This is a genomic window from Brevundimonas naejangsanensis (assembly GCF_000635915.2).
GTDB lineage: Bacteria > Pseudomonadota > Alphaproteobacteria > Caulobacterales > Caulobacteraceae > Brevundimonas > Brevundimonas sanguinis.
Genome location: NZ_CP015614.1, coordinates 1,642,359 through 1,659,503 on the forward strand (window position 1 = coordinate 1,642,359; position 17,145 = coordinate 1,659,503).

13 protein-coding genes, 3 tRNA genes and 1 pseudogene are annotated in these 17,145 nt (G+C 67.1%); 4 read left to right on the forward strand and 13 right to left on the reverse strand.

What is annotated here, in order from left to right:
* Positions 1–34: 34 nt before the first annotated feature.
* Positions 35–108 (reverse strand) — tRNA-Gly (locus DA69_RS07755).
* A gap of 96 nt (positions 109–204) precedes the next feature.
* A tRNA-Tyr gene (locus DA69_RS07760) sits at positions 205–288 on the reverse strand.
* 149 nt (positions 289–437) lie between these two features.
* Between DA69_RS07760 and rlmB the strand changes: the two genes are divergently transcribed.
* From rlmB to DA69_RS14345, 3 genes are all read left to right on the forward strand, one after another.
* Positions 438–1,316, forward strand: coding sequence for a 23S rRNA (guanosine(2251)-2'-O)-methyltransferase RlmB (gene rlmB, locus DA69_RS07765; protein WP_025978305.1), 879 nt, complete (start codon positions 438–440; stop codon positions 1,314–1,316).
* Between the two features lie 73 nt (positions 1,317–1,389).
* Complete coding sequence (locus DA69_RS07770; protein ID WP_025978304.1) at positions 1,390–2,244, forward strand: TerC family protein; 855 nt, start codon at positions 1,390–1,392, stop codon at positions 2,242–2,244.
* Between the two features lie 152 nt (positions 2,245–2,396).
* Positions 2,397–3,422 carry a SprB repeat-containing protein gene (locus tag DA69_RS14345; protein WP_082891467.1) on the forward strand — a complete coding sequence of 342 codons (1,026 nt, stop codon included), beginning with the start codon at positions 2,397–2,399 and terminating at the stop codon, positions 3,420–3,422.
* 78 nt (positions 3,423–3,500) lie between these two features.
* Here DA69_RS14345 and metG read toward each other — a convergent pair whose 3' ends face one another.
* The 7 genes from metG to DA69_RS07805 form a co-directional block, all read right to left on the reverse strand.
* On the reverse strand, positions 3,501–5,210 hold the full coding sequence (gene metG, locus DA69_RS07775; RefSeq protein ID WP_025978303.1) for a methionine--tRNA ligase: 1,710 nt from the start codon (positions 5,208–5,210) through the stop codon (positions 3,501–3,503).
* A gap of 130 nt (positions 5,211–5,340) precedes the next feature.
* On the reverse strand, positions 5,341–6,681 hold the full coding sequence (locus tag DA69_RS07780) for an MATE family efflux transporter (protein ID WP_035302650.1): 1,341 nt from the start codon (positions 6,679–6,681) through the stop codon (positions 5,341–5,343).
* Positions 6,682–6,744: 63 nt separating this feature from the next.
* Complete coding sequence (locus DA69_RS07785) at positions 6,745–7,140, reverse strand: DUF1489 family protein (protein WP_025978301.1); 396 nt, start codon at positions 7,138–7,140, stop codon at positions 6,745–6,747.
* A 152-nt stretch (positions 7,141–7,292) separates the two neighbouring features.
* Positions 7,293–9,287 carry a biotin carboxylase N-terminal domain-containing protein gene (locus DA69_RS07790; RefSeq protein ID WP_025978300.1) on the reverse strand — a complete coding sequence of 665 codons (1,995 nt, stop codon included), beginning with the start codon at positions 9,285–9,287 and terminating at the stop codon, positions 7,293–7,295.
* Between the two features lie 136 nt (positions 9,288–9,423).
* Complete coding sequence (locus DA69_RS07795) at positions 9,424–10,326, reverse strand: enoyl-CoA hydratase-related protein (protein WP_025978299.1); 903 nt, start codon at positions 10,324–10,326, stop codon at positions 9,424–9,426.
* A 68-nt stretch (positions 10,327–10,394) separates the two neighbouring features.
* On the reverse strand, positions 10,395–10,880 hold the full coding sequence (locus tag DA69_RS07800) for a hypothetical protein (RefSeq protein WP_025978298.1): 486 nt from the start codon (positions 10,878–10,880) through the stop codon (positions 10,395–10,397).
* 49 nt (positions 10,881–10,929) lie between these two features.
* Positions 10,930–12,522 (reverse strand): carboxyl transferase domain-containing protein, encoded by a 1,593-nt coding sequence (locus tag DA69_RS07805; RefSeq protein WP_025978297.1) that lies wholly within the window; start codon positions 12,520–12,522, stop codon positions 10,930–10,932.
* A 79-nt stretch (positions 12,523–12,601) separates the two neighbouring features.
* On the opposite strand from DA69_RS07805, the gene DA69_RS07810 reads away from it, so the two are divergent.
* A complete protein-coding gene (locus DA69_RS07810; protein ID WP_025978296.1) occupies positions 12,602–14,461 on the forward strand; it encodes a patatin-like phospholipase family protein in 1,860 nt (619 codons plus the stop codon).
* Between the two features lie 241 nt (positions 14,462–14,702).
* Here the strand turns inward: DA69_RS07810 and DA69_RS14895 are convergent.
* The 4 genes and pseudogenes from DA69_RS14895 to DA69_RS07825 form a co-directional block, all read right to left on the reverse strand.
* Positions 14,703–15,107 (reverse strand): annotated as a pseudogene (locus DA69_RS14895) (methyltransferase domain-containing protein); the annotation flags it as partial.
* A gap of 40 nt (positions 15,108–15,147) precedes the next feature.
* Positions 15,148–15,224: transfer RNA gene (locus tag DA69_RS07815), tRNA-His, on the reverse strand.
* 92 nt (positions 15,225–15,316) lie between these two features.
* The gene (locus tag DA69_RS07820; protein WP_025978294.1) at positions 15,317–16,075 is read right to left on the reverse strand and encodes a M48 family metallopeptidase; all 759 of its coding nucleotides are present in this window, start codon (positions 16,073–16,075) and stop codon (positions 15,317–15,319) included.
* A gap of 340 nt (positions 16,076–16,415) precedes the next feature.
* Positions 16,416–17,129 (reverse strand): energy transducer TonB, encoded by a 714-nt coding sequence (locus DA69_RS07825; RefSeq protein WP_025978293.1) that lies wholly within the window; start codon positions 17,127–17,129, stop codon positions 16,416–16,418.
* Positions 17,130–17,145 lie beyond the last annotated feature (16 nt).

Here is a 17,145-nt window from a genome sequence, read left to right on the forward strand (position 1 = left end):
GAACGGAGGGGCGCTGTGCTCAGTTCATAAAACCTGGAGCGGGTAGCGGGAATCGAACCCGCATATTCAGCTTGGAAGGCTGCTGCACTACCATTGTGCTATACCCGCGCGAAGAATGCGGCTGCACCGCCCTTCGTTTGAAGAGCGACGTTTCCGCACCCGATTCCTTTCTGGACTCCCGGCCCGGCGGGCATTGAAGGCGCGTGGTGGGGGAAGCAGGACTCGAACCTGCGAAGCTTACGCAGCGGATTTACAGTCCGCCCCCTTTGCCGCTCGGGACATTCCCCCAGCGCGCCTTATGTCAATGCCGGTCTGGAAACGCCGAAAACAATCTTTCGATCATTTCGCGACGAAAGCCTTCGCTGTCGGGCGACGCCTGCAGTAGAGGAAGCGCCTGAACCGAAAGCCCTGGGGCCCAAATCGGAGGCCGTCTTATAGTGTCGTCATTTCGAGAACGCAACGACCGGAAAACCGGTAAAAAACAATCTTTCCACAAGAGGGACGAAACACGCCCAAAGCGGGCTCAAACCCCCGCGCCGCAAGGCCGCCACCCCGCCGAAAACGAGCGCAAACCCGCCCGGTCGCGCCCGGACGCCGATAATTTTCTTTGGGGACGCCACCCGGTTCTGGCCGCTTTGGCGAATCCGGCCCGTCGCGGAACGGGCCGTCTGATGGTCACCGAAGACCGCGCCGAAGAGATTCAGCGCGAGAATCTGGCGAACGGTCACCGAATCGAGGTGATCGATTCGGTCGCTCTTGGCCGGATGCTGCCCGCCGGGGCCGTACACCAGGGCATGGCCTTCAAGGTCCAGCCGCTGGAAGGCGTCGATCTGGAAGACCTGGCCGAACCGGCTGAAGGCGTCATCGTTATGCTGGATCAGCTGACGGACCCTCAGAACGTCGGCGCCATCTTCCGCTCGGCCCTGGCCTTCGGCGCGCGCGGCATCGTCGTGCAGGACCGCCACTCCCCCGCCCTCGCCGGCGCCCTGGCCAAGGCCTCGGCCGGCGCGACCGAGCGCCTGCCCTGCGCCCGGGTGACGAATCTCAGCCGCGCGCTGGAGAAGCTGGCCGATCACGGCTGGCGCGCCATCGGCATGGACGGCGGCTCGGACCTGACGCTGGAGCAGGCGCTGGACGCCCGGCCGACCGTCATCGTCATGGGCTCCGAAGGCGACGGCGTGCGCCGTCTGGTGGCCGAGCACTGCGAGGCCATGGCCCGCATTCCCATGCCCGGCGGCTTCGAGAGTCTGAACGTCTCCAACGCCGCCGCCATCGCCCTGTATGAGGTCGCCAGGGCCCAAAGCCGCGCGAGCTAAGAAGGCGAACGCCCGCGTCAACTCGCCCCTGCGGCGTCTTGGCGCGGGCCCCGCCGGGCATTAAGAGTCGCGCATGGACTTCCTCTCAAATCCCGAATTGATCAGTCAGGCCTCCGCCCTCGGCAAGGTGCTGATGATCGACCTGGTGCTGGCCGGCGACAACGCTGTCGCCGTCGGCCTGGCCGCCGCCGCCCTGCCGCAGGAACAGCGTCGCAAGGCCATCCTGATCGGGCTGGCCGCCGCCGTCGTCATGCGCATCGGCCTGGCGCTGATCACCGTGCAGTTGCTGGCTATCGTCGGCCTGCTGCTGGCGGGCGGCTTCCTGCTGCTGTGGGTCTGCTGGAAGATGTGGCGCGAGCTGCGCGAACAGGCCACCCACGATCAGGCCGAAGCCGAGGCCGAGATCGAACGGGCCATGGCCATTGAACACGGCGGCGGCCCTTCGCCTGAAGAGTTGGGCCTGAAGCGCAAGACCTTCGGCGCCGCCCTGATCCAGATCATGATCGCCGACCTGACCATGAGCCTGGACAATGTGCTGGCCGTGGCCGGCGCCAGCCATGACCACCCGTGGATCATGGTGTTCGGCCTGATCCTGTCCATCGCCTTGATGGGTCTGGCGGCCACCTTCATCGCCAAGCTGCTGAACCGTTATCGCTGGATCGCCTATGTGGGCCTGGTCATCGTCCTGTACGTCGCCCTGCACATGATCTGGGACGGCGGACGCTCGGTCATCGTGCGCACCGGCCACACAGACCAGTTCAACGCCTCGGCCCCCGCCTTCCTCGACATCAGCGCCGAGGAAGAGGCAAAGCACCTGCGCCACAGCGGCGAGGGTCCGGGACGGCACACGCCCGAAGCCTTGCCCGGCGGCCGCGAGCGACGCGATCCGCCCCCGCCGACTGTCGCGCCGACGGATACCGCCTCCTAGAAACACGAAAGGCCCGGATCGCTCTGGGCCTTTTTTCATGGGGCGGACACTGCTGAAGCCACGAGAAAGGGTGGAACAAGATCATTGTTATCATTGTGGAGCTTTGAATAACGACGTAAAAACTTGTCAGTTTTCCAACCTCCGGGGGCCTTATGGCAAAGGGATTTAACTACCGAAAGGCCACCGGCTGGACAGCTGCGGCCCTGGCGGCCAGTGCGGTCCTGGGCATGGCAGCAGCCGCTCAGGCGCAGATCACCCTGGGCGGTAACCACACCAATGTATCCTGCAATGGCGGTGCGAACGGCACGGCAACGGTCAATCCCTCTGGCGGTTTAGGAACCTATACCTATAGCTGGTCCCCCTCGGGTTGGGCAGGGGCGACGGCGGTAGGGCTGACGGTCGGTACCTATACGGTCACAGTGAACGATGGAGTCTCAACACCCGCTACCCGGTCCTACACTATTACTCAACCGACGGCCCTGAGCGCCAACGCCTTCAAGACCGATGTTACGGTTAACGGCGGTTCAGATGGCACGGCGAGGGTGAACGTTACCGGTGGCACGCCGGGCTACACCTATTCGTGGTCACCGACTGGCGGTAGCGCCGCGACCGCTACTGGCCTCGCTAGCGGCACTTACACCGTGACAATATATGACAGCAATTCCTGCTATCTACAGCACCACGTGAGCGTCGGCGACCCGGCAGCCGTCGTGGCCCCCACGGTATCGAGCGTTAATGTTCCTGCCAACGCCACATATGGGCCGGGCAACCCGCTGAACTTCACCGTAAACTTCAACCAAGCGATTACAGTCGACACCACGGGCGGGACACCCTATCTGAACCTAATGGTCGGTAGCACCACGCGCCAAGCCACCTATGTAAGCGGGTCTGGATCAACAGCCCTCATCTTCCGCTACACGGTTGTCGCAGGCGACAATGATGCCGACGGCATTACCATTGGCACCCTAAACGCCAATGGTGCAACACTCCGCAACGGATCGACCGATGCCAACCTGACGCTGAACAGCGTGGGTTCAACCACGAGTGTTCTGGTCTCATCACCGCCGCCGGTCCCCATCCCTACCCTGACGGAATGGTCGATGATTCTGCTGACCGGTGTCCTGGCGCTATTTGGTGCGGCCCGTCTTGGCTGGCTGCCTGCTGCGCGCAAAAGCTGACACTGGCTGAACCGGTTTCCGAAATAGCAAAAAGGCCCAGAGCGATCCGGGCCTTTTTCATATCCTTACGGCTGCTGATCAGCCTTCTGCGCCGCCAAAGCGTTCGGTCCATTCGGCCACCTGGGCGTCCTCGATCTTGGCGAAGAGGACAGCCGCCGCCGCAACGGTTTCGCCCTCAGGCACAAGGTTCAGCAGGTCGGCATCTAGATCAGGCCAGGACAGGTCCGTGGCAGTGACCGTCTGACCAATCTTTTCGGCGCTGGACGGCATGAAGGGGGCGGCAATCCTGGCAAACAGGGCCACCAGCGACAGGCCGGTACGCACCACAACGGCAGCGCGTTCGCGGTCGGTCTTGAGTGCCGTCCAGGGGGCGGCCTCTTGCAGGTACTCATTACCCATGACCCACAGGGCGCGCGCAGCCTGAGCTGCCTTGCGGAACTCCATAGCCTCAAACTCGGCGGTCAGGGCTTCCAGACCAGCCTTGATATCCGCCGCCAGCTTGGCCTCCAGCGCGCCCGGCTCTCCGCCCGCAGGCACGACGCCGTCGAACTTGGATTCCGTGAACTTGACGATGCGGTTGACGAAGTTGCCCAGCACGTCGGCCAGGTCCTTGTTCGTCGTCGACTGGAACTGTTCCCAGGTGAAGGCCGCGTCGGAATGCTCCGGCCCATAGGCCGTCAGGTGCCAGCGCCAGTAATCGGCCGGAAGCAGCTCCAGCGCCTGATCCATGAACACGCCCCGGCCCATGCTGGTCGAGAACTTGCCGCCGTACCAGTTCAGCCAGTTGAAGGCCTTCAGCTGGTCCACCGTCTTCCACGGCTCGCCTGAGCCGAGGATGGTCGACGGGAAGCTGACGGTGTGGAAGGCCACATTGTCCTTGCCCATGAACTGGACGTAGCGCACGTCCTCGGCGCCCTCGTCCAGACGCCACCAAGAGCGCCAGTCGCCGCCGGTCTTGTCGGCCCATTCCTCGGTCGCGCCGATGTATTCGATGGGGGCGTCGAACCAGACGTAGAAGACCTTGCCCTCCATGCCCGGACGCGGGCCGCCGTCGGGTCCGACAACCGGCACGCCCCATTTCAGATCGCGGGTGATGCCCCGGTCGATCAGGCCCTCGTCCAGATGCTTATAGGCGATGGAGCGGGCCAGCGGCTGCCACTGAGGCGAGCGGGCGTCGACCCAGGCGCGCACTTCGTCGGCCACCTTGGTCTGCAGCAGATAGAGGTGGCGCGTGTCGCGGACCTCCAGGTTGCGACTGCCCGACACTGCTGAATAGGGGGCGATCAGGTCGGTCGGATCCAGCAGGCGGCCGCAGTTGTCGCACTGGTCCCCGCGCGCCTTCTCATAGGCGCAGTGCGGGCAGGTCCCTTCGACGTAGCGGTCGGGCAAGAAGCGGGCGTCGTCGATCGAATAGATCATCCGGTCGACGCGCTCTTCGATCAGGCCGCGCTCTTCCAGCACCTTGGCGAAGTGCTGGGTCAGGCGGGTGTTCGGGGCGTTGGAGCTGCGGCCGAAGATGTCGAACGACAGGTTGAAGGCCTCGCCCGCGCGGCGCTGCACCTCGTGCTGTTCGTCGCAATAGGCGCGCACGTCCTGGCCGGCGGCGGCGGCGGCCAGTTCGGCCGGGGTGCCGTGTTCGTCGGTGGCGCAGACATAGAGGACGTCATGCCCCCTCGCCCGCATGAAACGCGCCCACACATCGGCGGGCAGCATCGACCCGGCCAGATTCCCAAGGTGCTTGATGCCGTTGATATAGGGCAGCGCCGAGGTGATGAGGATGCGGGCCATGATTATCCGAGTGACAAGTGACGAGTGACGAGTGACGAGTGGTTAGTGGCGAGTGAGGCGAGCTACCGCAACACCGAACGGCGCATTAATGCGTTTCGCTCGCCACTCGATACCCGCCACTCGCCACTTCTCAAAGCCTCCGCGCGATGCGCACGAAGCGCCCGGTCAGCAGCGCGCCCGAGATCAGGCTGGCGACGATCACCGACCAGACCAGTCCGTCCACCCCGATCCGATGCGCCAGGAACCAGCCCAGCGGGATCATGATCAGACCATAGGACAGCAGGTGCATCAGCGTCGGCCACACCACGTCGCCTGCCGCACGGTTGGCCTGCGCGGCGACCACCTGCATGGCGTCGGCGACGAAGAACAGGGTCGCCAGCACCAGCGCCGGCGCCGCGATGGCGAGGATCGCCGGGTCGGTCGTATAGGCGCCGACGATCAACCGCGCCGACGGCCAGATGATCAGGGCGATGATGAAGGCCAGCACCGTCACTACGCCGATGCCGGCCAGGCCGCCGCGCATCACGCCCGCCTTGTCCGCTGCGCCATAGCTGCGGCCCACCAGCACCGCCGTCGCGGACGACAGTCCCATCGGCACCATGAAGACGATGGCCGAGATATTGATCACGACCGCCCAGCTGGCGGTCTGGGCGGCGCCCAGCTGACCGGCGAACAGGGTCATGGCGGCGAATGCGCCGACCTCGATGAAGTTCGACGCGCCCGCGCCCAGGCCGACCTTCATCTGCTGGCTCTCGACCGCCTTGTCGCGTTTGGGCTTCTTGAACACGCCCCAGGCCCGCGCCTCGGGCAGGCGCAGGATGAAGATGACCAGAAAAACCGCCAGCGCCGTGCGCGCGCCGAACGTCGCCCACGCCGAGGCCACGGCGCCGTGCAGGCCGATGCCCAGCAGGTCCGGCACCAGCAGCAGGTTCAGCGCCAGATTGACCGCATTGGCCACCCACATGGCGACCATGCCCGCCTTGGGCCGGTGCAGTCCCTCCAGGAAGAACTGGGCGCAGACCGAAATCAGATAGGCCGGCATCGACAGGGCGAAGACCATCAGGGCGGGCGTCGCGCCCTCGCCCAGACCTTCCTCCAACCCCATATGAACGAGTCCGAACGGTCCGAGCAGCAGCAGACCGATCATCGAGACCAGACCGATCTGCAGCGAATAGGTCATGCCGCGCCTCAGGACGGCGCCGACCTCGTCGCCCCTGCCCTCGCCCAGCAGGCGGGCGGTCATGACCTGCACCCCCATCATCAGGCCGACCGCCGTGGTCAGCACGACTGAGGACGGCGCCCAGGCCAGGGAATGAAAGGCCAGCTCGCGGCTGGCGTAGTGGCCGACGACGATGGCGTCCGTCAGCCCCATGGTCATGATGCCCAGACGCGCCATGACGACCGGCCAGGCCAGCTTCAGCAGCTCGGACAGGGCGGCGCGGGTTTTGAAGCTGAACAGGGCGTGGGTCATCGGAGGCCGCAACAGCCACGCGCCCATGCGCGCGTCAATCGATTTTCCGAGCGCTTCGGGCGCCTACCAGGCGCCCAGTTCGCGCAGCTCCCGCGCCAGCTCGGGTGGCAGGTCCGTCGGCTCGGCCACCGACAGGTCCGGCGGAACGTCCTTGTCGAAATAGCGCCAGCCCTGAAACGGCCGCCGGGCCAGCGGCGCGGTGCGGATGACCTCGCTGTCCAGCTTGATCTCGCACCGGCCGGCCTTGCCCTCGCCCACCGTCGTGATGTCGAGGATGCGCTGACGGCAGGTCACGACGCCCTTCATCACCCAATAGAGCGAGCCGCCGTCCTCGATCTCAGCGGCGCGCTTGGGCGTCATGCGGGTGTGGACGATGCGCCAGTCGGACCGCTTGGCGTTCGCCTCTAGGGTCTCGACCTCGGAGACGCCGACGCAGAGCTTGATCATGTGCAGGGGCATGAAACGCCGCCTCTACTCCGTTCATCCCGGCGGACGCCGGGACCCAGTAAGAGCCCCGCACGCGACGCTCGACAAAACGCTCAGCCCAGTTCCCGACCTCGGCGATGAGACCAGAGAACTGGATCCCGGCATCCGCCGGGATGAGCGGGGGTTTAGTCCGCCGCCTTTACTACGGCCAACACCGCGCCGTCCGCGACCTGATCGCCGACAGCGACGTTGAACTCGGCCACCACGCCGTCGAAGGGCGCGGTCAAGGCGTGCTCCATCTTCATGGCCTCCAGCACCAAGACCGGTTGCCCCTTGGTCACCGCGTCCCCGGCCTTGGCGGGCGCAGCGACGATCTTGCCCGGCATGGGCGCGCGAAGGCCGCCGTCGGATGCGGCGACGCCGGCCGGGCCGCTGGACTTGCGGCGCCGGAACTCGACCACGTCGCCGCCGTCGAACACCAGCACCCGCTCGGCGTCGGGCGACAGGGTGCTGACCACCTCGCCGTCAACTACAACCATGCCCGGCTCGCCATAGACCTGAGCCGAGCCGAAGTCGCCGTTCACCGTGAAGCTGGACGACCGGCCGTACCAGCCCGGCTCGCCCGTCAGGGTCAGGGCGTGGGCCACGCCGTCATGGTGAAACGCCGTATGCGCTTGCGGCGCTGCGTTCAGGCGGAAACCGAACAAGCCTGCGCGGGCGGGCGCAAGCACATTGTCCGGCGCGTCAAAGGCGGCGGCGTCCGCCTCGAGCCCGATCTGACCGGCCGCAGCGGCCAGGGCGCGAGCGGAAACCTGAGCCGGGGCGATCAGCGCTCCCTCCTCCGCCGCGATGAAGCCCGTGTCCACGTCGCCCTCAATGAAGCGCGGATGCTCCAGGCAACGCGCCATGAAGCCCGCATTGGTCTTCACCGGCCAGACCTCGACCTCGCGGCAGGCGTCGGCCAGGCGGGCGGCGGCAGCTTCGCGGGTGTCTTCATGGACGATCAGCTTGGCGATCATCGGGTCGTAGAACTGGCTGACCTCGCCGCCCTGCATCACGCCGGTGTCGACGCGGATGTCGTCGGGCATGACGAAGTGCTCCAGATGCCCGATCGACGGCAGGAAGCCGTTGGCCGGGTCCTCAGCATAGAGGCGGGCCTCCATGGCCCAGCCCTTCATCTGGATGTCGGCCTGCGCCAGCGGGATCGGCTCGCCTGCCGCGACGCGCAGCTGCCATTCGACCAGATCGACGCCGGTGATGGCTTCCGTCACCGGGTGCTCGACCTGCAGCCGGGTGTTCATCTCCATAAACCAAATGCGGTCGGCCTTCAGCCCGTCGGAGGCGTCGGCGATGAACTCGATGGTGCCTGCGCCCTGATAGTCCACAGCCTTGGCGGCGCGCACGGCGGCGGCGGTGACGGCGTCGCGCGTGGCCTGATCCATGCCGGGCGCGGGAGCTTCCTCGATCACCTTCTGGTGGCGGCGCTGCAGCGAGCAGTCGCGTTCATGCAGGTGGACGACGTTGCCGTGGCTGTCGCCGAAGACCTGCACCTCGATGTGGCGCGGGCGAGTGATGTAGCTCTCGATCAGCACGCGCGGATCGCCGAAGGACGACTGCCCCTCGCGCTGAGCCGACGCCAGATTTTCAGCGAAGTCCTCGGGCCGGTCGACCTTGCGCATCCCCTTGCCGCCGCCGCCCGCGACCGCCTTGATCAGCACCGGGAAGCCGATACGGTTCGCCTCGGCCGCCAGGGTCTCCAGCGACTGGTCCTCGCCCTGATAGCCTGGGGTGACGGGCACGCCCGCCTCGATCATCAGCTTTTTCGCCGCGTCCTTCAGACCCATGGCGCGGATCGACGACGGCTTGGGGCCGATCCAGACGATGCCGGCCGCCGCCACCGCCTCGGCGAAGTCGGCGTTTTCGGACAGGAAGCCGTAGCCGGGGTGGATGGCCTCCGCCCCCGTCGCCTTGGCCGCCGCCAGCACCTTGGCCGCGTCCAGATAGGACTCGCGCGCCGCCGCCGGGCCGATCAGCACCGCCTCGTCCGCCTCGCGCACATGCAGGGCGTTGGCGTCGGCCTCGGAATAGACGGCGATGGTGCGCAGGCCCATGCGACGGGCGGTGCGGAAGACGCGGCAGGCGATCTCGCCGCGATTGGCGACCAGGACGGATTTGAACATCAGGCTTTCCGAAGTGGCGAGTGACGAGTGGCGGGTGACGAGAAGGCGCGGGCGATCATGCGTCGCGCGAAAAGAGTCGGAGTGGCGAGATCCGTCGACGAGTCAGCCTCGCCACTCGTCACTCGCCACTCACCACTCATTGCGCCCAGTTCGGCGCGCGCTTGTCGAGGAAGGCGCGGACGCCCTCCTGGCCCTCGGGCGAGACGCGGGCGCGGGCGATGCGCTTGGCGGTCTCTTCCAGCAGACGGTTGTCGATATCCTCGCCCGCGACATCGTTGACCAGCCGCTTGGCGTCGCCCATCGCGCCCGGCGCATTGGCCGACAGGCTGTCGGTCAGCATGGAGATGAACTCCTCCACCGAGCCTTCGGGCAGGACCATGTCGATCAGCCCTGCATGGGCGGCGTAATCGGCGTCGAAAATGTTGGCCGTCAGGAACAGCTGGCGCGCGCGGCGCGCGCCGACCGCCTCGATGACATAGGGGGCGATTGTGGCCGGGATCAGGCCCAGTTTGACCTCGGAGAAGGCGAAGCGCGTCCCCTCGACCGCCACCGCCATGTCGCAGGCGGCGACGATGCCCGCCCCGCCGCCCATGGCCGCGCCCTCGACCAGGGCCACCGTCAGCGCCGGCACGTCGTGCAGGGCCTTCAGCATCTTCGCCAACCCCATGGCGTCGTCGCGGTTGTCGCTTTCGGACCAGTCGGCCGCGTCGCGCATCCAGTTCAGGTCAGCGCCCGCGCTGAAGGTCCCGCCGGCGCCGCGGATGAAGACCACGCGCACCCGGTCGGCGCCTTGCAGGGTCTCAAACGCCTCGTACAGGGCGGCGATGGTGGCGGCGTCGAAGGCGTTCTTCTTCTGCGGCCGGTTGATGGTGACGAAGACCACGCCGTCGGCCGTGGCGTCGATCTGCACCAGATCGTCGTTCGCATCCGGCGCCGGGTCGGCGACGAAGGGATGGGCGATGGCGTTCATCTCCGCCGCCTCGGCGTCGGTGATGTCCAGAGCGTTCAGCTCGTCTTCGTTAGGGTTTTGATCAGTCATGGTCGGCTCCTCTCAGCCGGTAGAACGCATCAGGCGGCGTCACGGCGCGCCGCAGAGAAATATCCCGCCTAGACCGGATCACAGCGGCTGGCCCGAACGGTCTTGCCGTCCTGCTCGATCCGCAGCGACACCCCGGCCACCGGCGACAGGCGCAGGATCTGAACCATGGTCTGGTCGCCTTCAGACGACTGGTTCTCCAGCACCACCCGAATAGCCTCGCCCTGATCCTTCAGCGGCTCCAGCGCCACCAGTCTGGAGGTGTCTTCATAGCCCTTGATCTCGGTGGCTGTGATGACGAAGCGCGTGCCGCTTTCCTGTCTGGCGCAGCCGTCGTCGCTATAGTCCCACTCACCGCGATAGCCGACGGGAAAGACCGCCTGCGCCGGTTCGCCCGCGCGGGCAGCAGCCTCTTCCGCCGCCGAAACCGGGTCGGCCTGGGGCTGTGCCGCGGCTTCCAGCGCAGGCTCGGCCACCTCTGGCGTCGGAGCGTCCGCCTGCGATCCGCAGGCTGCGAGCAAGGCCGTCAAAGCGATCAGGGCCGCGGTCTTCTTCATGTCTCAGTCCTCGTGGCGGGCATTCGGCCCTGACGGGCCGCGGCGGTCATTACATCCGGAACACGCCGAAGGTCGTCTCGGGGATGGGGGCGTTCAAGCTGGCGCTGATGGCCAGGCCCAGCACGTCGCGCGTCTGGGCCGGATCGATGACGCCGTCGTCCCACAGGCGGGCGGTGGCGTAATAGGGATTGCCCTCGTCCTCGTACTTCTGACGGATCGGCGCCTTGAAGGCTTCGGCCTCCTCCGGCGTCCATGTGTCCGCGTCGCGGTGAACGGTGGCCAGGACGGAGGCGGCCTGCTCGCCGCCCATCACGCTGATGCGGCTGTTGGGCCAGGTGAACAGGAAGCGCGGCGAATAGGCCCGGCCGCACATGCCGTAGTTGCCGGCCCCGAACGACCCGCCGATCAGGACGGTGAACTTGGGCACCTCAGCCGAGGCGACGGCCGTCACCAGCTTGGCGCCGTGCTTGGCGATGCCTTCGGCTTCGTATTTGCCGCCGACCATGAAGCCCGAGATGTTCTGCAGGAACAGCAGCGGGATCTTGCGCTTGCAGGCCAGTTCGATGAAGTGTGCGCCCTTCTGGGCGCTTTCGCTGAACAGCACGCCGTTGTTGGCCAGGATGGCGACCGGCTGGCCCCAAATGCGGGCGAAGCCGCACACCAGCGACGTGCCATACAGCGCCTTGAACTCGTCCAGTTCCGAGCCGTCGACGATGCGGGCGATGACCTCGCGCACGTCATAGGGGGCGCGGACATCCTCGGGGATGATGCCGTAGAGCTCGGCCGGATCGTAAGCCGGGGCGCGCGGCTCGCGCACGTCCAGGGGCTGGGGCTTGGTGGTGTTCAGATTGGCGACGATGGAGCGCACGATCTCCAGCGCATGCTCGTCGTTCTCGGCCACATGGTCGACCACGCCGGACCTGCGCCCGTGGGTCTCGGCCCCGCCCAGTTCCTCAGCCGAGATGACCTCGCCGGTCGCAGCCTTCACCAGCGGCGGCCCGGCCAGGAAGATGGTGCCCTGATTGCGCACGATCACCGTCTCGTCCGACATGGCCGGCACATAGGCGCCGCCCGCCGTGCAGCTGCCCATGACGCAGGCGATCTGCGGGATGGCCTTTGCGCTCATCCGCGCCTGGTTGAAGAAGATGCGGCCGAAGTGGTCGCGGTCCGGAAAGACCTCGGCCTGGTGCGGCAGGTTGGCCCCGCCCGAATCGACCAGATAGACGCACGGCAGATTGTTCTGCTCGGCGATCTCCTGCGCGCGCAGGTGTTTTTTCACCGTCATCGGGAAGTAGGCGCCGCCCTTCACCGTCGGGTCGTTGGCGACGATCATGACCTCGCGCCCCGACACCCGGCCGACGCCGCAGATCATGCCAGCGCCCGGCGCCTCATCGCGATACATGCCGTTGGCGGCCAGCTGACCGACCTCCAGGAAGGGCGAGCCCGGATCCAGCAGGCGCTCGACGCGATCACGCGGCAGCAGCTTGCCCCGCGCCACATGGCGCTCGCGGCTGGCGTCCGAGCCGCCCCGGGCCGCCATGGCGACCTTTTCATAAAGCTCGTCCCGCAGGGCGCGATTGTGCGCATCCAGCGACTTGAAAGCAGGACTGTTGCGATCGACGGCGGAAATCAGCTTGGGCATGCCTAAGGTTTAGGAGGCTTCCGCGCCGGGGGGAAGCCGTTCGGTTCACCGAAGACAAAATCCGCTATATCTCCTCCTCATGGCCCCGCTTCGACCGGACACCCTCGCCGCCGCCCTGACCCGCGCCTTCGAGGGCGCGCAGGACAGCCGCGCCAGCTGGTTCGCCCTGACGCGGGGCGAGCGGCTGTTTTCCGCCGGCGACCGGGCCGACACCCTCTATCTGCTGCGCGCCGGGCGGCTGGGCGTCTTCCGTCGCGACGACGGCCGCGTCCCGCAGATGATCGCGGTCATCAAACCCGGCGAGCCGGTCGGCGAACTGGCCATGCTGGCGGGCACCTCGCACATGTCGGACGTGGTCGCCCTGCGCGACAGCGACGTGCTGGCCCTGCCGCGCGAGGCCTTCTTCGACGCGGCGCGCACTGATCCCCTGCTGATGTCGGAACTGGGTCAGATCATGCTGACCCGCGCGCGTGAGCGCGGCGGGGGGACCGAGCCCAATGTCTTCGGCTTCGTCTCAGCCCGCGACAAGCCGATCCGCGCCTTCGTCGAGCGCGTCGCCCGCGCGGTCGAGGCTCGGGGCGTGACCTGCCACGTCATCGACAGCTCGGCCCTGTCATCGGCGGCCGAATGGTTTTCGCGGGTCGAGGACGCCCACGACTACGTCCTCTATGTCGCCGAGGCGAACGAGCCGAACTGGGCCGCCCTGTGCGCGCGTCAAGTCGACCGCCTTTTCCTGGTCGGCGCCGCCGACCGCCCGCCGCCCCCCGCCCCGCCTGTGGCCGACGAATGGGACGACGCTGGGCAGCGCACCGATCTGATCCTGCTGCGCGACCCGCGGATGCCGCGCCCCAGCAACACCCGCGCCTGGCTTGACGTGCTGAAACCCGGCCGCTGGTTCCACGCGGTCGAAGGCCTGTTCGACGACACGGCGCGGATCGCCCGGCTGATTACCGGCTCCTCCGTCGGGGTGGTGCTGTCCGGCGGCGGCGCGCGCGCCTATGCCCACATCGGCGCGCTGAAGGCCTTGCGCGAGTCTGGCACGCCCATCGACTTCATCGGCGGCGCCTCGATGGGGGCGGTCATCGGCGCCGGCCCCGCCCTGGGCTGGTCCGACGAAGAGCTGGAGCACCACATCCGCCAGGCCTTCGTCCTGTCCGACCCTCTGGCCGATATCGCCCCGCCCATCATCGCCATGACCCACGCCCGCAAGGTCAAGGCGCTGATGAAGGAGGCCTTCGGCGACGTGCAGATGGAGGACATGCTGCTGCCCTTCTTCGCCGTCTCGACCAATCTGACTGCAGGCAAGCTGGAGGTGCACCGCGAGGGCACGCTGCGCCACGCCTTGCGCGCCTCCATCTCCATTCCCGGCGTCATGCCGCCTGTGGTGATGAACGGCCAGGTGCTGGTCGACGGCGCCGTTCTGCGCAACTTCCCCAGCGACGTGATGCGCCGGTTGAACAGCGGCCCGCTCGTCGGCGTCGACGTGTCCCAGTCGCGCGGCGTGGACGCCAAGGCGCTGGAGAATCCCCCCTCCTGGTGGCGCTGGATCCTGTCGGGGGCGTGGAAGCACGGCCCGCCAATCGTCTCCATCCTGATGCGCGCGGCCACCCTGTCCAGCGAGGCCGAGCGTATTCAAGCCCGCGCCGAGACCGATCTGTTGATCCTGCCGCCCTCCGACGGCGTCGATATCCGCGACTGGAAGGCCTATGAGCCCGGCGTCGCCGCCGGCTATGAGGCCGCGCGCGCCGCCCTGGACAGCCTCAACGGCCCGGTCGAGACCCTGCACCGGCGCCGCCGCGCCGACGCGCCACAAGAAACAGTCGAGGAAATGGCAGAAGCGTCCTTCCCTCAGGACGTTTTGGAAACGCCCGGCCCAACACCTGGCCCAGGCGCGTCAGGAAGGCGTCGCGGCTGGCTGGGTCTTCGCAAAGCGCGGTGAGATAGGGCCGCAGCGCCGTCCCCTTCATCCACTCCAGCACGGCGTCGTCGCCTTCCAGCACATGCAGATAGGTGGTGGACCAGATGTCGACCTCCTCGCACAGACCCGCCACGGCGTCGTAATAGGCCTCGGCCCCCAGCAGAGGCTGAATGGTGTCCACGCCGTTCAGCCGCTCGCTCCAAGGGCCGCCCGCCGCCGTCTGGCGCATCAGCGCATGATGGCGCGTCTCCCACGCCATCGGCATCTGCACCGCGAGCACGCCGCCCGGGGCCAGCGCCTCGGTCATCCGCCGGAACAGGGCCGCATGATCCTGCGCCCACTGTAGCGAGGCGTTGGCCAGGATCAGATCGACGGGCGCATCCGGCGCCCAGCTCTGCAGATCGCCCTGCACCCAGCGCACGTCGTCCGGCAGGCCGCGCGCCTGTTCCAGCATCGCCGCGCTGGAATCCAGCCCGTGCACCCGCGCGCCCGGCCAGCGTCGTTTCAGCAAGGCCGCATGCTGTCCCGTGCCGCAGCCGATGTCCCAGACCTCATGCGGGTCCAGATCGTCCGGCAGATGCGACAGCAGGTCGATGGCCGCGCGATCACGCTGGCGCTCAAAACGATTGTATTGGTGGGGGTCCCACGCCGGCGACGTCATCGTCATTATTCTCCCTCGATCATCGCGAAAGCGATTCGAGGGAGAATGGTACAGCCTCTCAGGATTGAACTGAGGACCTCCGGCTCCACAAACCGGCGCTCTAACCAGCTGAGCTAAGGCTGCACATCTCTGCGCGAGGGCGGTTCTCTAGCGGGCCTCGCCGTCGGGGGCAAGCGGCCTTTTCGCCCTCGCGCGGATTTTATCTTCTTTACCCGTCAGTTCCAACCGCGGCTGGCGATATACTGCTGCAACTGGGCGATCCGGGTCTGGTCCGACGGGTGGGTCGAGGCGAACTCCGGCGTGCCCGACTGACGCCCCGCCGCCATCGCGCGCCACAGCGTCAGCGACTCAGACGGCTTGTAGCCGGCCGCCGCCATGTAATCGACGCCCAGCCGATCCGCCTCCAGCTCGTGGCTGCGCGAGAAAGGCAGCAGCACGCCCAACTGGGCGCCCAGGCCGCCGAAGGCCTGCACCGCCTGGCCATAGTCCCCTGCCCGGCTCTGCACCGCGCCCAGCACCAGGCCCGTCGTCTGCGTCGTCGAGGCCCGCTCGGCCGCATGGCGCGCAACGACGTGGCCGACCTCGTGACCGATCACGGCGGCAAGCTGGTCGTCGTTCTTGGCGATGGCGAGCAGGCCCGTCGTCACGCCCATATGGCCGGACGGCAGGACGAAGGCGTTCGGCGTGGCGTCGTCGAACACCGCATAGTCCCAGTGACGATTGGTCAGGTTCGCCGCCTGGACGATTCGATCGCCGACGCGGCGGACGCGCGCGTTCTGGGCGGCGTTGTTCGACACCTTCTGCGTCCTCAGCGTCTCGGCCCAGGCGCCCTGCGACTGCTGGATCAGGGCGCTGTCGTCCATCAGAACGAACTGGCTTCGGCCCAGCGCCTCATTATAGGCGCAGCCGCCGACGCCGACGCCAAGAAGGCTCGCGCCAACGGCCAGAGCAACGAGGATGGGTTTGTGGGACATGGGGCCTCCAGACAGCAATCGCTGTCCATAATGCACAGCCTGTCGGCTCGGCTCCACGCTCTCTTCACCTTGAGCGGCGGCAGCGCGGCTTGGACCGGCCTCATCATCGCCTTCGCGGCAAGGAATCAGTCTCTCAACGTGAGCCGTGATCCGCGCGGATCGCTCCAAACGGCTCATGCGCCGTGTTCGGATCCTCGGAACAGGCCCGAAGATGACGCGACGGAATAAACCACGCCCATGACCCTGCTGGTACGCCAACCTCGAGGCCGAAGACGGCCACAAAAAAACGCCCCGAGGCGAAACCTCGAGGCGCTTCTTTTCGTTCAGTGCGATCGCTCGCTTAGTCCAGGTTAAACGGCACCCGGACCACGAACTTGGCGTTCGTTGCAGCGCCATCGACCGTGCGGGGCGAAAGCTGCCCGCGCTGGACGATGCGGACCGCAGCGGCGCCGAAGCCCATGCCCGACGGCTCTTCCGAGACGACACGGCAGTCTTCAGGACGACCGCTCGGGGTCACCGTACATTCGACCGTGGCCGAACCACCCACGCCGCGATCAAGAGCGCGCTGCGGGAAGTCCCGTTCGGTCGGACGCGGCGGGCGAGCCCACTGCGGGTTGGTGATCACCGAAGGACGCGGCGGCGCGGGCGGCGCCGGCGGAGGCGGAGGACCTGGGACGATCACGGGCGGGCCCGTGTATTCGACGCGGTCTTCCTTCTTCGTCGGCTCGATCGGCAAGGTCACCGGCGGCGGAGGCGCCGAGGTGTTGACGACCGGCTCGCGCACCTGAAGCTTCGGCGGCGGAGGCGTGTCCGGCGGCGGAGGCGGCGGCGGCGGAGGCGGAGGCGGTGGCGGCGGCGCCATCAGCTCCACATCTACAGCCTCGTCCACATAGTTGAACTCCTGGAGTTCGAACTTGCTCTTGTAGAGGTAAAGACCCGCAAGAACGTGAACGGCGATAGAGATGCCGATCCCGATCATTGCGCCCGTCGAAAGTTTTTTCTTTCTCGGAGCGTCGAGCAGAGGGTCGCGGTGCTCGCGATGTTCAGCAGTCATGCTTGCGTCACGCCCC